Source organism: Streptomyces sp. NPDC107559 (assembly GCF_055657365.1).
In genome coordinates, this window is the sequence record NZ_JBVKBD010000002.1 from 905600 (window position 1) to 920703 (window position 15104).

Annotated in this window: 12 protein-coding genes; 8 read left to right on the top strand and 4 right to left on the bottom strand. The window is 72.7% G+C overall.

From position 1 onward, the window contains the following. Nucleotides 1–77 precede the first annotated feature (77 nt). Both hemQ and hemG read right to left on the bottom strand, forming a co-directional pair. Nucleotides 78–809, bottom strand: coding sequence for a hydrogen peroxide-dependent heme synthase (hemQ, locus tag ACZ7OY_RS10465; RefSeq protein WP_351612320.1), 732 nt, complete (start codon nucleotides 807–809; stop codon nucleotides 78–80). A gap of 4 nt (nucleotides 810–813) precedes the next feature. Continuing rightward, nucleotides 814–2274: a protoporphyrinogen oxidase gene (gene hemG / locus ACZ7OY_RS10470; RefSeq protein ID WP_471911024.1), complete on the bottom strand. Its 1461-nt coding sequence runs from the start codon at nucleotides 2272–2274 to the stop codon at nucleotides 814–816. Between the two features lie 221 nt (nucleotides 2275–2495). Between hemG and ACZ7OY_RS10475 the strand changes: the two genes are divergently transcribed. After that, entirely contained in the window at nucleotides 2496–3515 is a 1020-nt protein-coding gene (locus ACZ7OY_RS10475) for a DUF4349 domain-containing protein (protein ID WP_471911025.1), read from the top strand. 136 nt (nucleotides 3516–3651) lie between these two features. Continuing rightward, on the top strand, nucleotides 3652–5040 hold the full coding sequence (locus ACZ7OY_RS10480; protein ID WP_471911210.1) for an FAD-dependent oxidoreductase: 1389 nt from the start codon (nucleotides 3652–3654) through the stop codon (nucleotides 5038–5040). Between the two features lie 114 nt (nucleotides 5041–5154). Here the strand turns inward: ACZ7OY_RS10480 and ACZ7OY_RS10485 are convergent, their stop codons facing one another. After that, a complete protein-coding gene (locus tag ACZ7OY_RS10485; protein WP_471911026.1) occupies nucleotides 5155–5460 on the bottom strand; it encodes a hypothetical protein in 306 nt (101 codons plus the stop codon). A 140-nt stretch (nucleotides 5461–5600) separates the two neighbouring features. Between ACZ7OY_RS10485 and ACZ7OY_RS10490 the strand changes: the two genes are divergently transcribed. Beyond that, complete coding sequence (locus tag ACZ7OY_RS10490) at nucleotides 5601–6425, top strand: rhomboid family intramembrane serine protease (RefSeq protein WP_471911027.1); 825 nt, start codon at nucleotides 5601–5603, stop codon at nucleotides 6423–6425. Nucleotides 6426–6431: 6 nt separating this feature from the next. Here the strand turns inward: ACZ7OY_RS10490 and hemE are convergent, their stop codons facing one another. Beyond that, entirely contained in the window at nucleotides 6432–7499 is a 1068-nt protein-coding gene (gene hemE, locus ACZ7OY_RS10495) for a uroporphyrinogen decarboxylase (protein ID WP_471911028.1), read from the bottom strand. A gap of 268 nt (nucleotides 7500–7767) precedes the next feature. On the opposite strand from hemE, the gene ACZ7OY_RS10500 reads away from it, so the two are divergent. From ACZ7OY_RS10500 to ACZ7OY_RS10520, 5 genes are all read left to right on the top strand, one after another. Then, on the top strand, nucleotides 7768–8442 hold the full coding sequence (locus ACZ7OY_RS10500) for a DUF3000 domain-containing protein (protein ID WP_469395818.1): 675 nt from the start codon (nucleotides 7768–7770) through the stop codon (nucleotides 8440–8442). A 263-nt stretch (nucleotides 8443–8705) separates the two neighbouring features. Continuing rightward, nucleotides 8706–9368: a response regulator transcription factor gene (locus ACZ7OY_RS10505; protein ID WP_189715754.1), complete on the top strand. Its 663-nt coding sequence runs from the start codon at nucleotides 8706–8708 to the stop codon at nucleotides 9366–9368. Between the two features lie 174 nt (nucleotides 9369–9542). Next, nucleotides 9543–10832, top strand: a complete 1290-nt coding sequence (locus tag ACZ7OY_RS10510; protein WP_471911029.1) for an HRDC domain-containing protein — start codon at nucleotides 9543–9545, stop codon at nucleotides 10830–10832. Nucleotides 10833–11711: 879 nt separating this feature from the next. Continuing rightward, nucleotides 11712–12929 (top strand): thiolase family protein, encoded by a 1218-nt coding sequence (locus tag ACZ7OY_RS10515; protein ID WP_471911030.1) that lies wholly within the window; start codon nucleotides 11712–11714, stop codon nucleotides 12927–12929. After that, nucleotides 12926–15064 (top strand): 3-hydroxyacyl-CoA dehydrogenase NAD-binding domain-containing protein, encoded by a 2139-nt coding sequence (locus ACZ7OY_RS10520; RefSeq protein WP_471911031.1) that lies wholly within the window; start codon nucleotides 12926–12928, stop codon nucleotides 15062–15064. Before ACZ7OY_RS10515 ends, ACZ7OY_RS10520 begins: the two co-directional genes overlap by 4 nt. The last annotated feature ends 40 nt before the right edge of the window (nucleotides 15065–15104 follow it).

The window sequence follows — 15104 nt, forward strand, 5'->3', positions numbered from 1 at the left end:
GGATTCGTCAGCAGCCGACCGGCGGCCGCGCGCCGGGGTCCGGGGGCTTGCCCGAGTGGGAAGCCCCCCGACCGGGCTCAGGCCAGGCCCGCGACCAGTTCGGCGATGTCCTTGCGGCGGCCCGTGTAGAAGGGGACCTCCTCGCGGACGTGCATCCGCGCCTCGGAGGCACGCAGGTGACGCATGAGGTCGACGATGCGGTACAGCTCGTCGGCCTCGAAGGCCAGCATCCACTCGTAGTCGCCGAGGGAGAACGAGGCGACCGTGTTGGCGCGCACGTCCGGGAAGCCGCGCGCCATCTTGCCGTGGTCCGCGAGCATACGGCGGCGGTCCTCGTCGGGCAGCAGGTACCAGTCGTAGGAGCGCACGAAGGGGTAGACGCTCACGTAGTTGCGGGGCGTCTCGTCGGCGAGGAACGCCGGGATGTGCGAGCGGTTGAACTCGGCGGGGCGGTGCAGCGCCATGTTCGACCAGACCGGCTCCAGGGCGCGCCCCAGCTTCGTCCGGCGGAAGAGGTTGTACGCCTCCTGGAGCTGGTCGGAGGTCTCGGCGTGCCACCAGATCATGAGGTCGGCGTCGGCGCGCAGGCCGGACACGTCGTAGGTGCCGCGGATGGTCACGTCCTTGGCGGCGAGCTGGTCGAACAGCTCCTGGACCTCGTCGGCGTAGCCCGCGCGGTCCTCGGGCAGCACGTCCTTCAGCCGGAAGACGGACCACAGGGTGTAGCGGATGACCTCGTTGAGGTCCTTGGCCAGCTTGCCCTTGTTCGGGATCCTGCCGGACTCGGTGGTGGGGGCATCTTCACTCATGCGGCTATTCTCCCGCTCCGCCGTGCAGGCTCTGCACCGGGTCGGCGGTGAGTTCCTGCACACCGCGCAGGTCGCCGCCCAGCTGGTCGACCGCCGCGTAGGCACTCGCGATACAGGCCGGGATGCCGACCCCGTCGTACGCCGCGCCGCACACCGCCAGGCCCGGGATCGCGGCGACGTGCTCGCGGACGCGGGCCACGCGCGCGTGGTGGCCGACGGGGTACTGGGGCAGGCCGTCGGCCCAGCGGGTGACGCGGGTCTCCAGGGGGACGGCGTCGAGGCCGGTGGCCGCATTCAGGTCGTGCCGGGAGACCGCCACGAGAGCGGCGTCGTCGCGTTGGAGGATCTCGGTCTCGTGGTGCCGTCCGACCGAGGTCCGCACCACGACCACGTCCGGGTCCTCGTCGGCGATCCAGCCCCACTTGCGGGAGGCGAACGTCGAGGCCTTGATGGTGCGCCCGTCCACCGGCGGAACGAGGAAGCCGCTGCCCTCGGGCAGGGCGGCCGCCTCGTCGCGCCGGTAGGCGAGGGTGACCAGGGCCATCGAGGCGTACTCCACGGTGTCCAGTTCGGCGGCGGCCGCGGGGCAGTCGTCGCGCAGCAGGCGGGCGGTGTCGCGGGCGGGGGCCGCGAGGACCACGGCGTCGGCCTCCTGCGCGCCGCCGTCGGTCAGGATCCGCCAGCCGTCGCCGGTGCGGTGCAGGCCGCGCACCGGAGTGTTCAGCCGGATCTCCCCGCCGCGCGCCCGCACCGACTCGGCGACGGCGAGCGGGAGCCGGCCCACTCCGCCGGCGATGCCCATGAAGACGGGTCCGGTCTGCTGGTTCGCCGCCGCCTTCGCCTGGATCTCGCGGACCGCCTCGGTCAGCGAGTCGTGGGTGCGCGCGGCCTGGTAGAGCTGGGGGACGGCCGAGCGCAGCGAGATGCGGTAGGCGTCGCCCGCGTAGACCCCGCCCAGCAGGGGTTCCACCAGCCGGTCGACGACCTCGCGGCCGAGCCGGGCCGCCACGTACTCCCCCACCGCGACGTCGTCGCCGACCTCGGTGCGCGGCAGGTGGGCGTCGTCGTCGATACGGGCGAGGCCTTCCTCGGACAGCACCCCGGCCAGCGCGGCGGCGGTACCGGGGACACCCATCACATGGCCCTTGGGCATCGGCCGCAGGGCGCCCCGGGTCCAGATCGAGGCGGTCGCGGTGGCCGGCGGCTGGAGGTGGTCGGCCAGACCCACCTCGCGGGCCAGCTCCACCGCCTCCGGTCTGCGGGCCAGCATCGACTCGGCGCCGAGGTCGACGCGCACGCCCGCGATCCTGCCCGGCAGCAGCTTGCCGCCGACCCGGCCGGACGCCTCCAGCACGGTCACGCGCGCCCCGCGCTCCAGCAGCCGGTGGGCGGCGGCCAGCCCGGCGATCCCGGCCCCTACGACGACGACATGCTCCGTGTCCGTACCCGTATCCGTTGCGCTCATGACCCCACTCTCTCAGAGCCCTCCGACACTCCCTCAGAGCCGTTCGGCACTCCCGCGCGGCCCTTCGGGCACTCCCTCGGGGCCCTCCGGCAGCCCCGCGGGGCCCCGGTGTCCTGGACGAGTCCGGACCGTGACCGCATCGCGACCGGCCGCCGCAAACGTCCCGGGAGGCTCCGGCGTCGAAGGAGCGTCAGTCGTCACCACCCCGGGGGGAGACCCACATGCCCGCACGACAGCCCGCCCCGTATCCCGCCCCACGCTCCGCACGGCGTTCCGCGCCGCCGTCCGCCCGGCGCACCGCCCGGGCCCTGGCCGGGTTGCTGCTCGCCTCCGCCGTGGCCCTCGCGGGATGCAGCGCGGGTGCGGACGACAAGAGCGCGAGCAGTTCCGACGCCAAGGCGGCGGCCGGGCCCGAGGCGCAGCCGGCCTCCGGTGCGGAGGCCCAGGCGGGCGCCGCGGACACCGGCCGGAGCGACGGTGCGAAGGCCGGCACGCCGCCGGTTCTGTCCACCAGCCGCATCATCCGCACCGCCACGCTGACCGTGCAGGTCAAGGACGCCACGAAGGCCCTGGACAAGGCCCGCACCACCACCGAGGACGCGGGCGGCTACGTCGGCGACGAGACCACCACCCGGGACGAGGACGGCGGCGAGCACACCCGGGTCGTGCTGCGCGTACCGGTCGACCGGTACGACGAGGTCCTCGCCGGTCTGGAGGGCACGGGCAAGCTCCTGGAGCGCACCGCGAAGGCGCAGGACGTCACCGACCAGGTCGTCGACGTGGACAGCCGGGTCAAGTCGCAGCGCGCCAGCGTGGCCCGCATCCGCGAGCTGATGGACCGGGCCGACAAACTCTCCGACGTGGTCACCCTGGAGGGCGAACTGAGCTCCCGCGAGGCCGATCTGGAGTCGCTGCTGGCCCAGCAGGCGTCCCTGAAGGACCGGACGAGCATGGCCACCATCACGCTCTCCCTCTTCGAGAAGCCGGTGCCGAAGCCCGAGAAGAAGGACGAGGACCCCGGGTTCGTGGACGCGCTCGCGGGCGGCTGGGGAGCGTTCGTGACGATGCTGCGCTGGCTCGCGGTGGCGTTCGGCGCGGCCCTGCCGTTCGTGGCCGTGGCGGCGCTGCTGGTGCTGGCGTGGCTGCGCCTGATCCGGCCCCGGCGCCGGAACCGGACCGCACCGGCCCTGACCGGACCCGGCAGCAACGAACCGGCCCTGAACGGACCCGATCAGCACTGAACCGACGGCACCGAGCCGGACCGGAGCGGGCCGGGCAGCACCGAGCCGGGCAGCACCGGGTCGGGCCGGGACAGGTCCGGCCTGGCAAGTCGGGCAGCGCCGAAATGCCCATCACCCGTAGCGTGTTCGTATGAGCATGAGCCGTGTGAGCCCTCGGGCAGAGCGACTGGTCGTGATCGGCGGCGACGCCGCGGGAATGTCCGCGGCGTCCCAGGCCCGCCGACTCAGAGGTCCGGACGAGCTGGAGATCGTGGCCTTCGAACGCGGCCACTTCGCGTCCTACTCGGCGTGCGGCATCCCCTACTGGGTGGGCGGCGACGTCACCGGACGCGACCAACTGATCGCCCGCACGCCCGAGGAGCACCGCGGGCGTGCGATCGATCTGCGGATGCGCACCGAGGTCATGGAGATCGACACGGCCGGGCAGCGGGTGCGCGCGCGTGACGTGGACACCGGCGCCGAGTCCTGGACGTCGTACGACAAACTCGTGATCGCGACCGGGGCCCGGCCGGTGCGTCCGGAGATGCCGGGCATGGACGCCCCGGGGGTCCACGGGGTCCAGACCCTCGACGACGGCCAGGCCCTGCTCGACACCCTGGCGGGCACGCGCGGCCGGCGCGCGGTGGTCGTCGGCGCCGGCTACATCGGCGTGGAGATGGCCGAGGCGCTCATCAACCGGGGCTACGGGGTGACGGTCCTCAACCGCGGCAAGGAGCCCATGTCGACGCTGGATCCCGACATGGGCCGCCTGGTGCACCGGGCGATGGAGGGCCTCGGCATCACCATGGTCAACGACGCCGAGGTCACCAAGGTGCTCACCGGCGACGACGGGCGGGTGCGGGCGGTGGTCACCGAGGACGCGGAGTACCCGGCCGACGTGGTCGTGCTCGGTATCGGGGTACGCCCGGAGACGTCCCTCGCGCGGGCCGCCGGACTGCCCCTGGGCCGCCACCACGGCCTGCTGACCGACCTGGCGATGCGGGTGCGCGGCCACGAGAACATCTGGGCGGGCGGCGACTGCGTGGAGGTGCTGGACCTCGTCTCGGGACAGGAGCGGCACATCGCGCTCGGCACCCACGCCAACAAGCACGGCCAGGTCATCGGCACCAACGCGGGCGGCGGCTACGCCACCTTCCCCGGCGTCGTCGGCACGGCGGTGAGCAAGGTCTGCGACCTGGAGATCGCGCGCACGGGGCTGCGCGAGAAGGACGCGCACCGGGTCGGGCTGCGCTTCGAGGCGGTCACCATCGAGTCGACCAGCAGGGCGGGCTACTACCCGGGCGCCTCGCTCATGACGGTGAAGATGCTCGCCGAGCGCCGTACGGGACGGCTGCTCGGCGTGCAGATCGTCGGCCGGGAGGGCGCGGCGAAGCGGGTCGACATCGCCGCGGTGGCCCTCACGGCCGGCCTGACGGTGGAGCAGATGACGGCCCTGGACCTGGGGTACGCGCCGCCCTTCTCCCCTGTGTGGGACCCGGTGCTGGTGGCCGCCCGCAAGGCGGCCGCCAAGGTGCGCCCCGCCTGAGTGCCCGGGTGCGCCGCCACTGTCGGGGCGGTGCGCCCGGACCGTCCCGGTGATCCGGGGCCCGGTACGGAGCGCTCAGGCCGCCCCGCTGATCCGGGGCCCGGTACGGAGCGCTCAGGCCGTCCCGGTGATCCGGGGCAGCGAGGCCACGGACGCGGTCGTGGCCGTGGTGGCGGTCGCGGCCGGCTGCTCGCCGGCCGGCCGCGCGTGCGCCGCCGAGGGCCTGACGGTCCGCAGCCGGTTGCCGACCGCCTCGTCCAGGGTCACCGGCCGCTTCAGCTGCGCGGCGAGCCGCCCCGCCTCCTGGCCCAGCCGGGCAACGTCCTCCCACGGCAGCCGCACCACCAGCGAGATCTCCGCCTCGCCGTCCGGCAGTGCGTGGATCGCGGGCAGAGCCTGAGCGGTCACTCCGTCGTTCATCGCCTGATCCTCACGTCGTCCCCGCGTCACGCCTTCCCCGCACCGCGGGCGGTTGACGACTCATACGCATGTACGGACGCCGCTGTTCACCGGTCCGTCGTCCACCGGTTCGTCCGGCCTTCCGCGGGCAGTAGTCCCTTGTGGTCATCCCCGTGCACGACGTCAACCCGGTGCGCGGCACCCCCTGGGTGACGTACGCGCTGATCGCCGCGAACGTCCTGGTGTTCCTGTTCACGCCGGGCCTCGCCGGCTCCGCGGGGGCCGGCGACCACCTGTCCCGGCTCTGTCAGCTGCACGCGTTCCTGGACCACTACGCGGCGGTGCCACGGGAATTGATCCACCATCAGCTGCCGGGGACCGTACCCACCGGCGCCGTCGGGGTCGGTGCGCAGGGGCCGGGCTGCCTGGTCGGCCCGCCGGGCTACGCCAAGTCCCCGCCGCTGTCCGTGTTCACCGCGATGTTCCTGCACGGCAGCTGGCTGCATCTGCTGGGCAACATGCTGTTCCTGCTGATCTTCGGGAACAACATCGAGGACCGCATGGGGCACATCCGCTTCACGCTGTTCTACGTCGCCTGCGGCTATGCGGCCTCGTACGGCTTCGCGCTGCTCAACGACGCGTCGGCCGACCCGCTGATCGGCGCGTCGGGGGCGATCGCCGGCGTACTGGGCGCCTATCTGGTGCTGTATCCGAGGGCACGGGTGTGGGTGCTCGTCCCGTTCCTGGTCTTCCTGCCGCTGCGGCTGCCGGCCTGGCTGGTGCTCGGTTTCTGGTTCGTGCTCCAGGCGGTGTACTCGTCCGGCGAGGGCGTCTCCGAGGTGGGCACGGTGGCGTACGCGGCGCACATCGTCGGTTTCCTCACCGGGATGCTGCTCGCCTGGCCGCTGCGGCCCGGCACACCACCGCCTCCGGAGCCGCGCGGCCTGCTGTTCGGCAGGCGGGCGCGGCCCCGGCACTCCTGGTGAGGTGCCTCAGCGGGCGGTGCGGGTGTGGACGTACTCCACGAGCCGGGTGAGCGCGTCCGGGTCGGTGGACGGCATGACTCCGTGGCCGAGGTTGAAGATGTGTCCCTCCAGGTCCGCGGCCGCGTCGAGGACCTCACGCGTCTTGGCCTCGACGGCGTCGCGGCCGGCGAACAGGACGGTCGGGTCCAGGTTGCCCTGGAGCGCCTTGCCCGGTCCGACCCGGCGGACGGCCTCGTCCAGCGGCACCCGCCAGTCGACGCCGACGACGTCCGCGCCCGCCTCGCCCATCAGGCCGAGCAGCTCGCCGGTGCCGACGCCGAAGTGGATGCGGGGGACGCCGTACCCCTCGACCGCGCGGAACACCTTCGCGGAGGCGGCCATCACCGAGCGCCGGTAGTCCGCCGGGGCCAGCGCGCCGGCCCAGGAGTCGAAGAGCTGGACCGCGCTCGCGCCCGCCTCGATCTGCACCTTCAGGAAGGCGGAGGTGATGTCGGCGAGACGGTCGAGCAGGTCGGCCCAGAGCTCGGGGTCGCCGTACATCATCGCCTTGGCGTTCTCGTACGTGCGCGACGGGCCGCCCTCGACGAGGTAGCTCGCGAGGGTGAACGGAGCGCCCGCGAAACCGATCAGCGGGGTCGAGCCGAGCTCGCGGGTGAGCAGGCCGATCGCCTCGATGACGTAGGGCACGTCGTCGGGCGTCAGGTCGCGAAGCTGCGCCAGGTCGGCGCGGGTGCGGATCGGGCGCTCGACGACCGGGCCGACGCCGGGCTTGATGTCGAGGTCGACACCGATGGCCTTGAGCGGGACGACGATGTCGCTGAAGAAGATCGCCGCGTCCACGTCGTGCCGGCGCACCGGCTGGAGCGTGATCTCGGTGACCAGCTCGGGGCGCATGCAGGACTCCAGCATCGGAACGCCCTGGCGCACCTTGCGGTACTCCGGCAGGGAACGCCCGGCCTGCCGCATGAACCACACGGGCGTGTGCGGCACGGGCTCACGCCTGCACGCCTTCAGGAAGGGGCTGTCGTACGTCGCTGTCGGCTGCTGGCCCGCGGGGCTTCCGTTCGCACTCACGACGGCAAGTCTCGCACGACGGCGGAGCGCCCCGGTCCGGAGTACGGGACGCGGGACCACGCACGGGCCGGGGCGCGGACGAGGTGCGGGACGAGATGCGGGCCGGGGCGCGAGCGAGGTGCGGGCCGGGGGCGCGGCGGGGCGGGGGCGCGACGGGGCGGGGCGACGGGGTGCACGCGGGGGTGCATGGTGTCGTACGCGGGGGCGCAAGGGGCCATGGGGGTGTCTTGCTCTGCACGAAGCCCCCGTTCCCCTTAATCTTCCCCGCATGGCTGCGGCTCAGGGACGACTGTCGGACGGCGCTGGCGAGATGGACGACGCGAAGGACACCGGGGAGGACGCCTCACACGCGAACGCGGCTCCGCCGCCCTTCCGGGCCGCGGTGGACGCGCTGAGAACCGCGCGGCTGCGACCGCAGATCGAGATCGAGCCGACGCCGGCCCCGCAGCGGCTGGCGCCGTTCACGTACGCGCTGGAGGCGGCGGTCGTCGACGGCGACCAGGAACTGGCCGACGGCCGGCTGGTGCTGCTGCACGACCCCGCCGGGCACGACGCCTGGCAGGGCACCTTCCGGCTGGTGACGCTGGTGCGCGCGGAGCTGGAGGCGGAGATGGCCGCCGACCCGCTGCTGCCCGAGGTGTGCTGGTCGTGGCTGACGGGCGCGCTCCAGGCGCGTGGCCTCGGGTACGGCGAGCCGAGCGGCACCGTCACGCGCGCGAGCTCCCACTACTTCGGCGGGCTGTCGGCCCGCCCCGCGGCCTCCCAGATCGAGATCCGCGCGTCGTGGACGCCCCGGGAGGGCCTGGGCGGGGTCCCGGACACCGCGGGCCATCTGGCGTCCTGGTGCGATCTGCTGGCCCAGGTGGCGGGGCTGCCGCCGGCCGGTCCCGGCGACGCGTCGGTGGTGACGCTGCCTCAGCGACGGGGGCCGCAGTCCCGGTGACCTCTTGGCCCGTTCCCTCGCCCGTTTTGATGATCTCTTTGTCGATACGGCCACTTTCAGACAACCAAGCGGCTTCGACCGAAACGATTCGATCTTCGGATGATCGCTCGCGTGTCCGAATTGGACGTATTGTTACTCACTAGATCGTGATCATTTCCTAAAGGACGCCGGGTTTGGTGCCGAAGACGACTGTGACCTTGAAAGCACGGTTCGTCCCGGCTTCATCCCCACGAGCCGGTACCGTCCCCCACCCAGGAGGCCTGGTGTCCGTTCTCCTCGAGCAGCCTGCAAGCCTGGTCGCCTACCGCCCGAACAAGCCCACCGCCATGGTGGTCGTGGCCGACCCCCGCGTCCGCTCCACCGTCACCCGCCACCTGTGGGCGCTCGGTGTGCGCGACGTCATCGAGGCCTCGTCCATCGCGGAGGCTCGTCCCCGCATCGGCAACCCCCGTGACATCTGCGTCGCCGACGTCCATCTGCCCGACGGCTCCGGCCTCACCCTCCTGTCCGAGACCCGCGCGGCGGGCTGGCCCAACGGCCTCGCCCTCTCCGCCGCCGACGACATCGGCGCCGTGCGCAACGCCCTCGCGGGCGGCGTCAAGGGCTACGTCGTCACCGGCACCCGCACCAATGTCGGGCTCCCCACCCGCCCCGGTGCCGCCCCCATCGGCTCAGCCGCCGCCCGCCTGCACCGCCGCCCCCCGGGTGCCCCGAGCCACCCGGGCGGCTACCGCGAACTGTCCGGACGCGAGGTCGAGGTGCTGCGACTGGTCGCGGAGGGCCAGTCGAACAAGGCGATCGGCGTCTCCATGGGCCTGTCCGCGCTGACCGTCAAGAGCCACCTCGCCCGTATCGCCCGCAAGCTCGGCACGGGCGACCGCGCCGGGATGGTCGCGGTGGCGCTGCGGACCGGCATCATCCACTGACCATCACGACCGCATACCGATCTCCCGACCGGGCCAACGCCCTGAGGTTCACCCCATTGCCCACTGACCGCTTTCACTGACACGTGTGATACGTGACCGGTTTACACCCCCCGGGCGCCCGCCGACGGAACGTTCCGTCGGCGGGCGCTGTCAAGACACGGATACCCTTGACATGTGACCGACGCCCAAGAGACCGCAGCAGCCACGTCACTGCGAACCACCGGAGGCGCCCCTCCGGACGACGGCGGATCTTCTGCGACCGGGGCGCCCGTCCCCCTGCTCGAACCGCGCGAGGGCATTCCGCCGGTGATCACCGACGAGGCCGCCCTCGCCGAGGTGATCGCCGCCTTCGCCGCCGGGACCGGCCCGGTGGCCGTGGACGCCGAACGCGCGTCCGGCTACCGCTACGGCCAGCGCGCCTACCTGGTCCAGCTGCGCCGCGCCGGCGCGGGCTCCGCCCTGATCGACCCCGTGGCCTGCCCGGACCTCTCCGCGCTGGGCGAGGCGCTGTCCGGTGTGGAGTGGGTGCTGCACGCGGCCACCCAGGACCTGCCCTGTCTGCGCGAGATAGGCATGGTTCCCAGCCGGCTGTTCGACACCGAGCTGGCCGGACGGCTCGCCGGGTTCCCCCGGGTGGGCCTGGGCGCCATGGTCGAGAGCGTGCTCGGCTTCGTCCTGGAGAAGGGCCACTCCGCGGTCGACTGGTCGACCCGGCCGCTGCCCGAGCCCTGGCTGCGCTACGCGGCCCTGGACGTGGAGCTCCTCGTCGACCTGCGCGACGCGCTGGAGAAGGAGCTGGACCGGCAGGGCAAGCTGGAGTGGGCCCGGCAGGAGTTCGACGCGATCGCCTCGGCTCCGCCGCCGGAGCCCCGCAAGGACCCCTGGCGGCGTACGTCCGGCATGCACAAGGTCCGCCGGCGGCGCCAGCTCGCGGTGGTGCGCGAGCTCTGGGAGACCCGCGACCGGATCGCTCAGCGCCGGGACGTCTCGCCGGGCAAGGTGCTCAGCGACGCGGCCATCGTCGAGGCCGCCCTCGCGGTGCCGTCCCAGGTGCACGCCCTCGCCGCGCTGACCGGGTTCGGGCATCGCATGGGGCGCCGGCAGCTGGACCAGTGGCAGGCCGCCGTCGACCGCGCCAGGGCGCTTCCCGACGCGCAGCTGCCGCAGCCGGGACAGCAGGTGACCGGCCCGCCCCCGCCGCGTGCGTGGGCGGACAAGGACCCGGCCGCGGCGGCCAGGCTGTCGGCCGCGCGGGCCGCGGTGTCGGCGCTGGCCGAGCGGATCGACATGCCCCAGGAGAACCTGATCACACCGGACACCGTGCGCCGGGTCTGCTGGGAGCCGCCGAAGAGCACGGACGTCGAATCCACCGCGGCCGCGCTGGCCGGGTACGGCGCCCGCCCCTGGCAGGTGGAACTGGTGGCCCCGGCGCTGGCCGAGGCCCTGTCCGTCCAGGGCGCCTGAGCAGCTCTGCGGCCCGCCGGGCCCCCCGAGGGCCCGGCACCGCCCGGCCCCCGAGGGCCCGGCACCACCCGCCACACACCCGGACCACCGGGGACCCTGTCGGCTCCACGGCCCACACCGAGGCCCCGGCGGACCCCCACGGTCCATCGGGGACTGTGATGGACCCCCACACGGACCATCGGGGGACCCGGACGGACCTCGCGGCCCACATTGAGGCTCCCGGCAGACCCCCACACGGACTGCCGGGGCCCCGGACGGAACGCCACGGACCACACCAAGGCCCCCGGCGGATCCCCACGCGGACCATCGGGGACTGACGGACCGCCGCGGGGCGCCACGGGTCGCCGCGTCCCCGACGAACGTCCAGGGCCCCCCGGGACGCGGGCGGCCCGCGCCCGCACTCCACCCCGCCCCACCCCACCCCTGCCCCGCCCCGTGTCTCCCGGTGTACCTCGGAGGGGCGGCGGAACCGCAGCAGGGGCGTACGTACGTCGAGATCACGCCAAGATCCGGCATGGACAGCCGACGGCTCGCCCCTGCCGGGCGGCACCGGAGCGACCGACGGCGGGCGGACGAGGGCGCGCGCCGGCGCGCGGCGCGTGCGCACCGAGCGTGACCACGCCCGGCAAGGCAACCCCGGCGCACCCCGCACCACCGGCAAGCGGCTTCGGCACGCGCACACGCAGCCCCGGCGCACCCGGCGACGTAACTTCGGCGCCCTCGCGGAAGCGGCTCCGGCGCGCGGGGGAATGTGACCTTCGCCGCTCCAGCCCCCGGGACTGGGCAGCATGGTTACTCGTAAGTAGCATGGGGAGGTGAGCGCGCGCTCAGCGCGTGTGCCGCGCTGCAGTGCCATCCCGCATCTGGAGGAGAGCCATCGTGCCTCGTACCGTCAGGGACGTCGTCTTCGTCGACGGCGTCCGCACCCCGTTCGGCAAGGCGGGCCCGAAGGGCATCTACCACGAGACCCGCGCCGACGACCTCGTCGTGAAGGCGATCCGGGAGCTGCTGCGCCGCAACCCGGGCCTCGACCCCAAGAAGATCGACGAGGTCGCCATCGCCGCGACCACGCAGATCGGCGACCAGGGTCTGACGCTGGGCCGTACGGCCGGCATCCTCGCCGGTCTCCCCCAGTCGGTCCCCGGCTACTCCATCGACCGCATGTGCGCGGGCGCGCTGACCGCCGTCACCACCGCCGCGGGCTCCATCGCCTTCGGCGCGTACGACGCCGTGATCGCCGGTGGTGTCGAGCACATGGGTCGTCACCCCATGGGTGAGGGCGTCGACCCCAACCCGCGGTTCGTCAGCGAGAAGCTGGTCGACGAGTCCGCCCTGTTCATGGGCATGACCGCGGAGAACCTGCACGACCGCTACCCCACCATCACCAAGCAGCGCGCCGACGAATACGCCGTGCGCTCGCAGGAGAAGGCCGCCAAGGCGTACGCCGACGGCAAGATCCAGCAGGACCTGGTGCCGATCTCGGTCCGCCGCACCAACGCGGAAGCCGGTGAGACGGGCTGGGGCCTGGTCACCGCCGACGAGCCGATGCGCCCGGGCACGACCCTGGAGAGCCTGGCCGGCCTGAAGACCCCGTTCCGGGTGCACGGCCGGGTCACGGCGGGCAACGCGGCCGGTCTGAACGACGGTGCCACCGCCTCGATCCTCGCCTCCGAGGACTTCGCCCGTGAGCACGACCTGCCGGTCAAGATGCGCCTGGTCTCCTACGCCTTCGCGGGCGTCGAGCCCGAGGTGATGGGCTACGGCCCGATCCCGGCCACCGAGAAGGCCCTGGCCCAGGCCGGCCTGTCGATCGAGGACATCAACCTCTTCGAGATCAACGAGGCGTTCGCCGTCCAGGTCCTCGCCTTCCTGGAGCACTACGGCATCGCCGACGACGACGCGCGCGTCAACCAGTACGGCGGCGCGATCGCCTACGGCCACCCGCTCGCCTCGTCGGGTGTGCGTCTGATGACGCAGCTGGCCCGCCAGTTCGAGGAGCAGCCGCACGTCCGCTACGGCCTGACCACCATGTGCGTCGGCTTCGGCATGGGCGCGACGGTCATCTGGGAGAACCCGCACTTCGAGGGGGACAAGTGAGCACCACCGCTGAGCTTCTGAAGGGTGCGGCCGAGCTGTTCCCGGACGAGGTCGTGACGTCGGCGCACGTACGCCACCTCGACCTGCCGTACGGCGCCGGGCGCTTCGCGCTCGTCACGCTGGACAACGGCTTCGACCACACCAAGCCGACCACCTTCGGCCCGGCGTCGCTGGCGAACCTCAACGCCGCGATCGACCAGGTCGAGGCGGAGGCCGCGGCCGGCACGATCGTCGGCGTCGGCATCACCGGCAAGCCGTTCATCTTCGCGGTCGGCGCCGACCTCAAGGGCGTCGAGCTCCTCAAGGAGCACAAGGACGCGCTCGCCATCGGCAAGGGCGGCCACGAGGTCTTCAAGCGCCTCGCGGGTCTCGCGGTCCCGACCTTCGCGTACTACAACGGCGCGGCGATGGGCGGCGGCGTCGAGGTCGGCCTGCACTGCAGCTACCGCACGGTCTCCAAGGCCCTGCCGGCGTTCTCGCTGCCCGAGGTCTTCCTCGGCCTGGTCCCCGGCTGGGGCGGCTGCACGATCCTGCCGAACCTGATCGGCGCGGACAAGGCCGTCTCGGTGATCATCGAGAACTCGCTCAACCAGAACAAGCAGCTCAAGGGGCAGCAGGTCTTCGACCTCGGCATCGCCGACGCCCTCTTCGAGGGTGCGGACTTCCTGGAGCAGTCGCTGATCTGGACGGCGAACGTCCTCAAGGGCGACATCGCGGTCGAGCGTCCGGCGATCGACCGCGGTGAGGCCTGGGACCAGGCCGTCGCCCGCGGCCGGGCCGTCGCCGACGGCAAGGTGCACGGCGCGGCCCCGGCCGCCTACCGCGCGCTGGACATCATCGCCGCCGCCAAGAACGGCGACCTCCAGCAGGGCTACGACGCCGAGGACCTGGCGCTCGCCGACCTGATCATGGGTGGCGAACTGCGGTCCGGCATCTACGCGTTCAACCTGGTGCAGAAGCGCGGCAAGCGCCCGGCCGGTGCCCCGGACAAGAACCTGGCGCGCCCGGTCACCAAGGTCGGCGTGGTCGGCGCGGGCCTGATGGCCTCTCAGCTGGCGCTGCTGTTCCTGCGCCGCCTGGAGGTCCCGGTCGTCCTCACGGACATCGACCAGGAGCGCGTCGACAAGGGTGTGGGCTACGTCCACGCCGAGATCGACAAGCTGCTCGGCAAGGGCCGGATCAACCAGGACAAGGCCAACCGCCTCAAGGCGCTGGTCTCCGGTGTCCTGGACAAGGCCGAGGGCTTCGCGGACGCGGACTTCATCATCGAGGCCGTGTTCGAGGAGATCGGGGTCAAGCAGCAGGTGTTCGCGGAGGTCGAGGCGGTCGCCCCGGCGCACGCGATCCTCGCCACCAACACCTCGTCCCTCTCGGTCACCGAGATGGCCTCGAAGCTGAAGAACCCCGAGCGGGTCGTCGGCTTCCACTTCTTCAACCCGGTCGCGATCCTGCCGCTGCTGGAGATCGTCCGCGGCGAGCAGACCGACGACGCGTCGCTGGCGACCGCGTTCGCGGTGGCCAAGAAGCTGAAGAAGACCGCGGTCCTGGTGAAGGACGCCCCGGCGTTCGTCGTCAACCGCATCCTCACCCGCTTCATGGGCGAGATCCAGAACGTCATCGACGAGGGCACCTCCGTCGAGGTCGCGGAGAAGGCGGTCGAGCCCCTGGGCCTGCCGATGTCCCCGCTGGTCCTGCTGGAGCTGGTCGGTCCCGCGATCGGTCTGCACGTCTCGGAGACCCTCAACCGGGCCTTCCCGGACCGCTTCACGGTCTCCCCGAACCTCGCGGCGGTCGTCAAGGCGGGCAAGCGCGGCTTCTACGTCTACTCCGCCGAGAACGGCTTCAAGCCGGAGCTGGACCCCGAGGTCGCCGCGCTCCTCAAGCAGGGCGATGTCGTCCTGACCGAGGAGCAGGTGCGCGCCCGGGTCCTCGACGCGGTCGCCCAGGAGATCGGGCTCATGCTCGACGAGGGTGTCGTGGCCGAGGCCCAGGACATCGACCTGTGCCTGATCACGGGCGCCGGCTGGCCCTTCCACCTGGGCGGCATCACGCCGTACCTGGACCGTGAGGGTGTCTCGCAGCGGGTGAACGGCAAGCCGTTCCTGGAGCCCGGGGTGGCTTCGGTTCCGGCGTGACGTCCACCGTGCACCGGTCCTGACACCGGTGCCACACCAC

Excerpts from the sequence above, each read along its gene's own strand:
- hemQ (WP_351612320.1), bottom strand. The coding sequence starts at position 809 with ATGAGTGAAGATGCCCCCACCACCGAGTCCGGCAGGATCCCGAACAAG.
- hemG (WP_471911024.1), bottom strand. The coding sequence starts at position 2,274 with ATGAGCGCAACGGATACGGGTACGGACACGGAGCATGTCGTCGTCGTA.
- ACZ7OY_RS10475 (WP_471911025.1), top strand. The coding sequence starts at position 2,496 with ATGCCCGCACGACAGCCCGCCCCGTATCCCGCCCCACGCTCCGCACGG.
- ACZ7OY_RS10480 (WP_471911210.1), top strand. The coding sequence starts at position 3,652 with ATGAGCCGTGTGAGCCCTCGGGCAGAGCGACTGGTCGTGATCGGCGGC.
- ACZ7OY_RS10485 (WP_471911026.1), bottom strand. The coding sequence starts at position 5,460 with ATGAACGACGGAGTGACCGCTCAGGCTCTGCCCGCGATCCACGCACTG.
- ACZ7OY_RS10500 (WP_469395818.1), top strand. The coding sequence starts at position 7,768 with ATGGCTGCGGCTCAGGGACGACTGTCGGACGGCGCTGGCGAGATGGAC.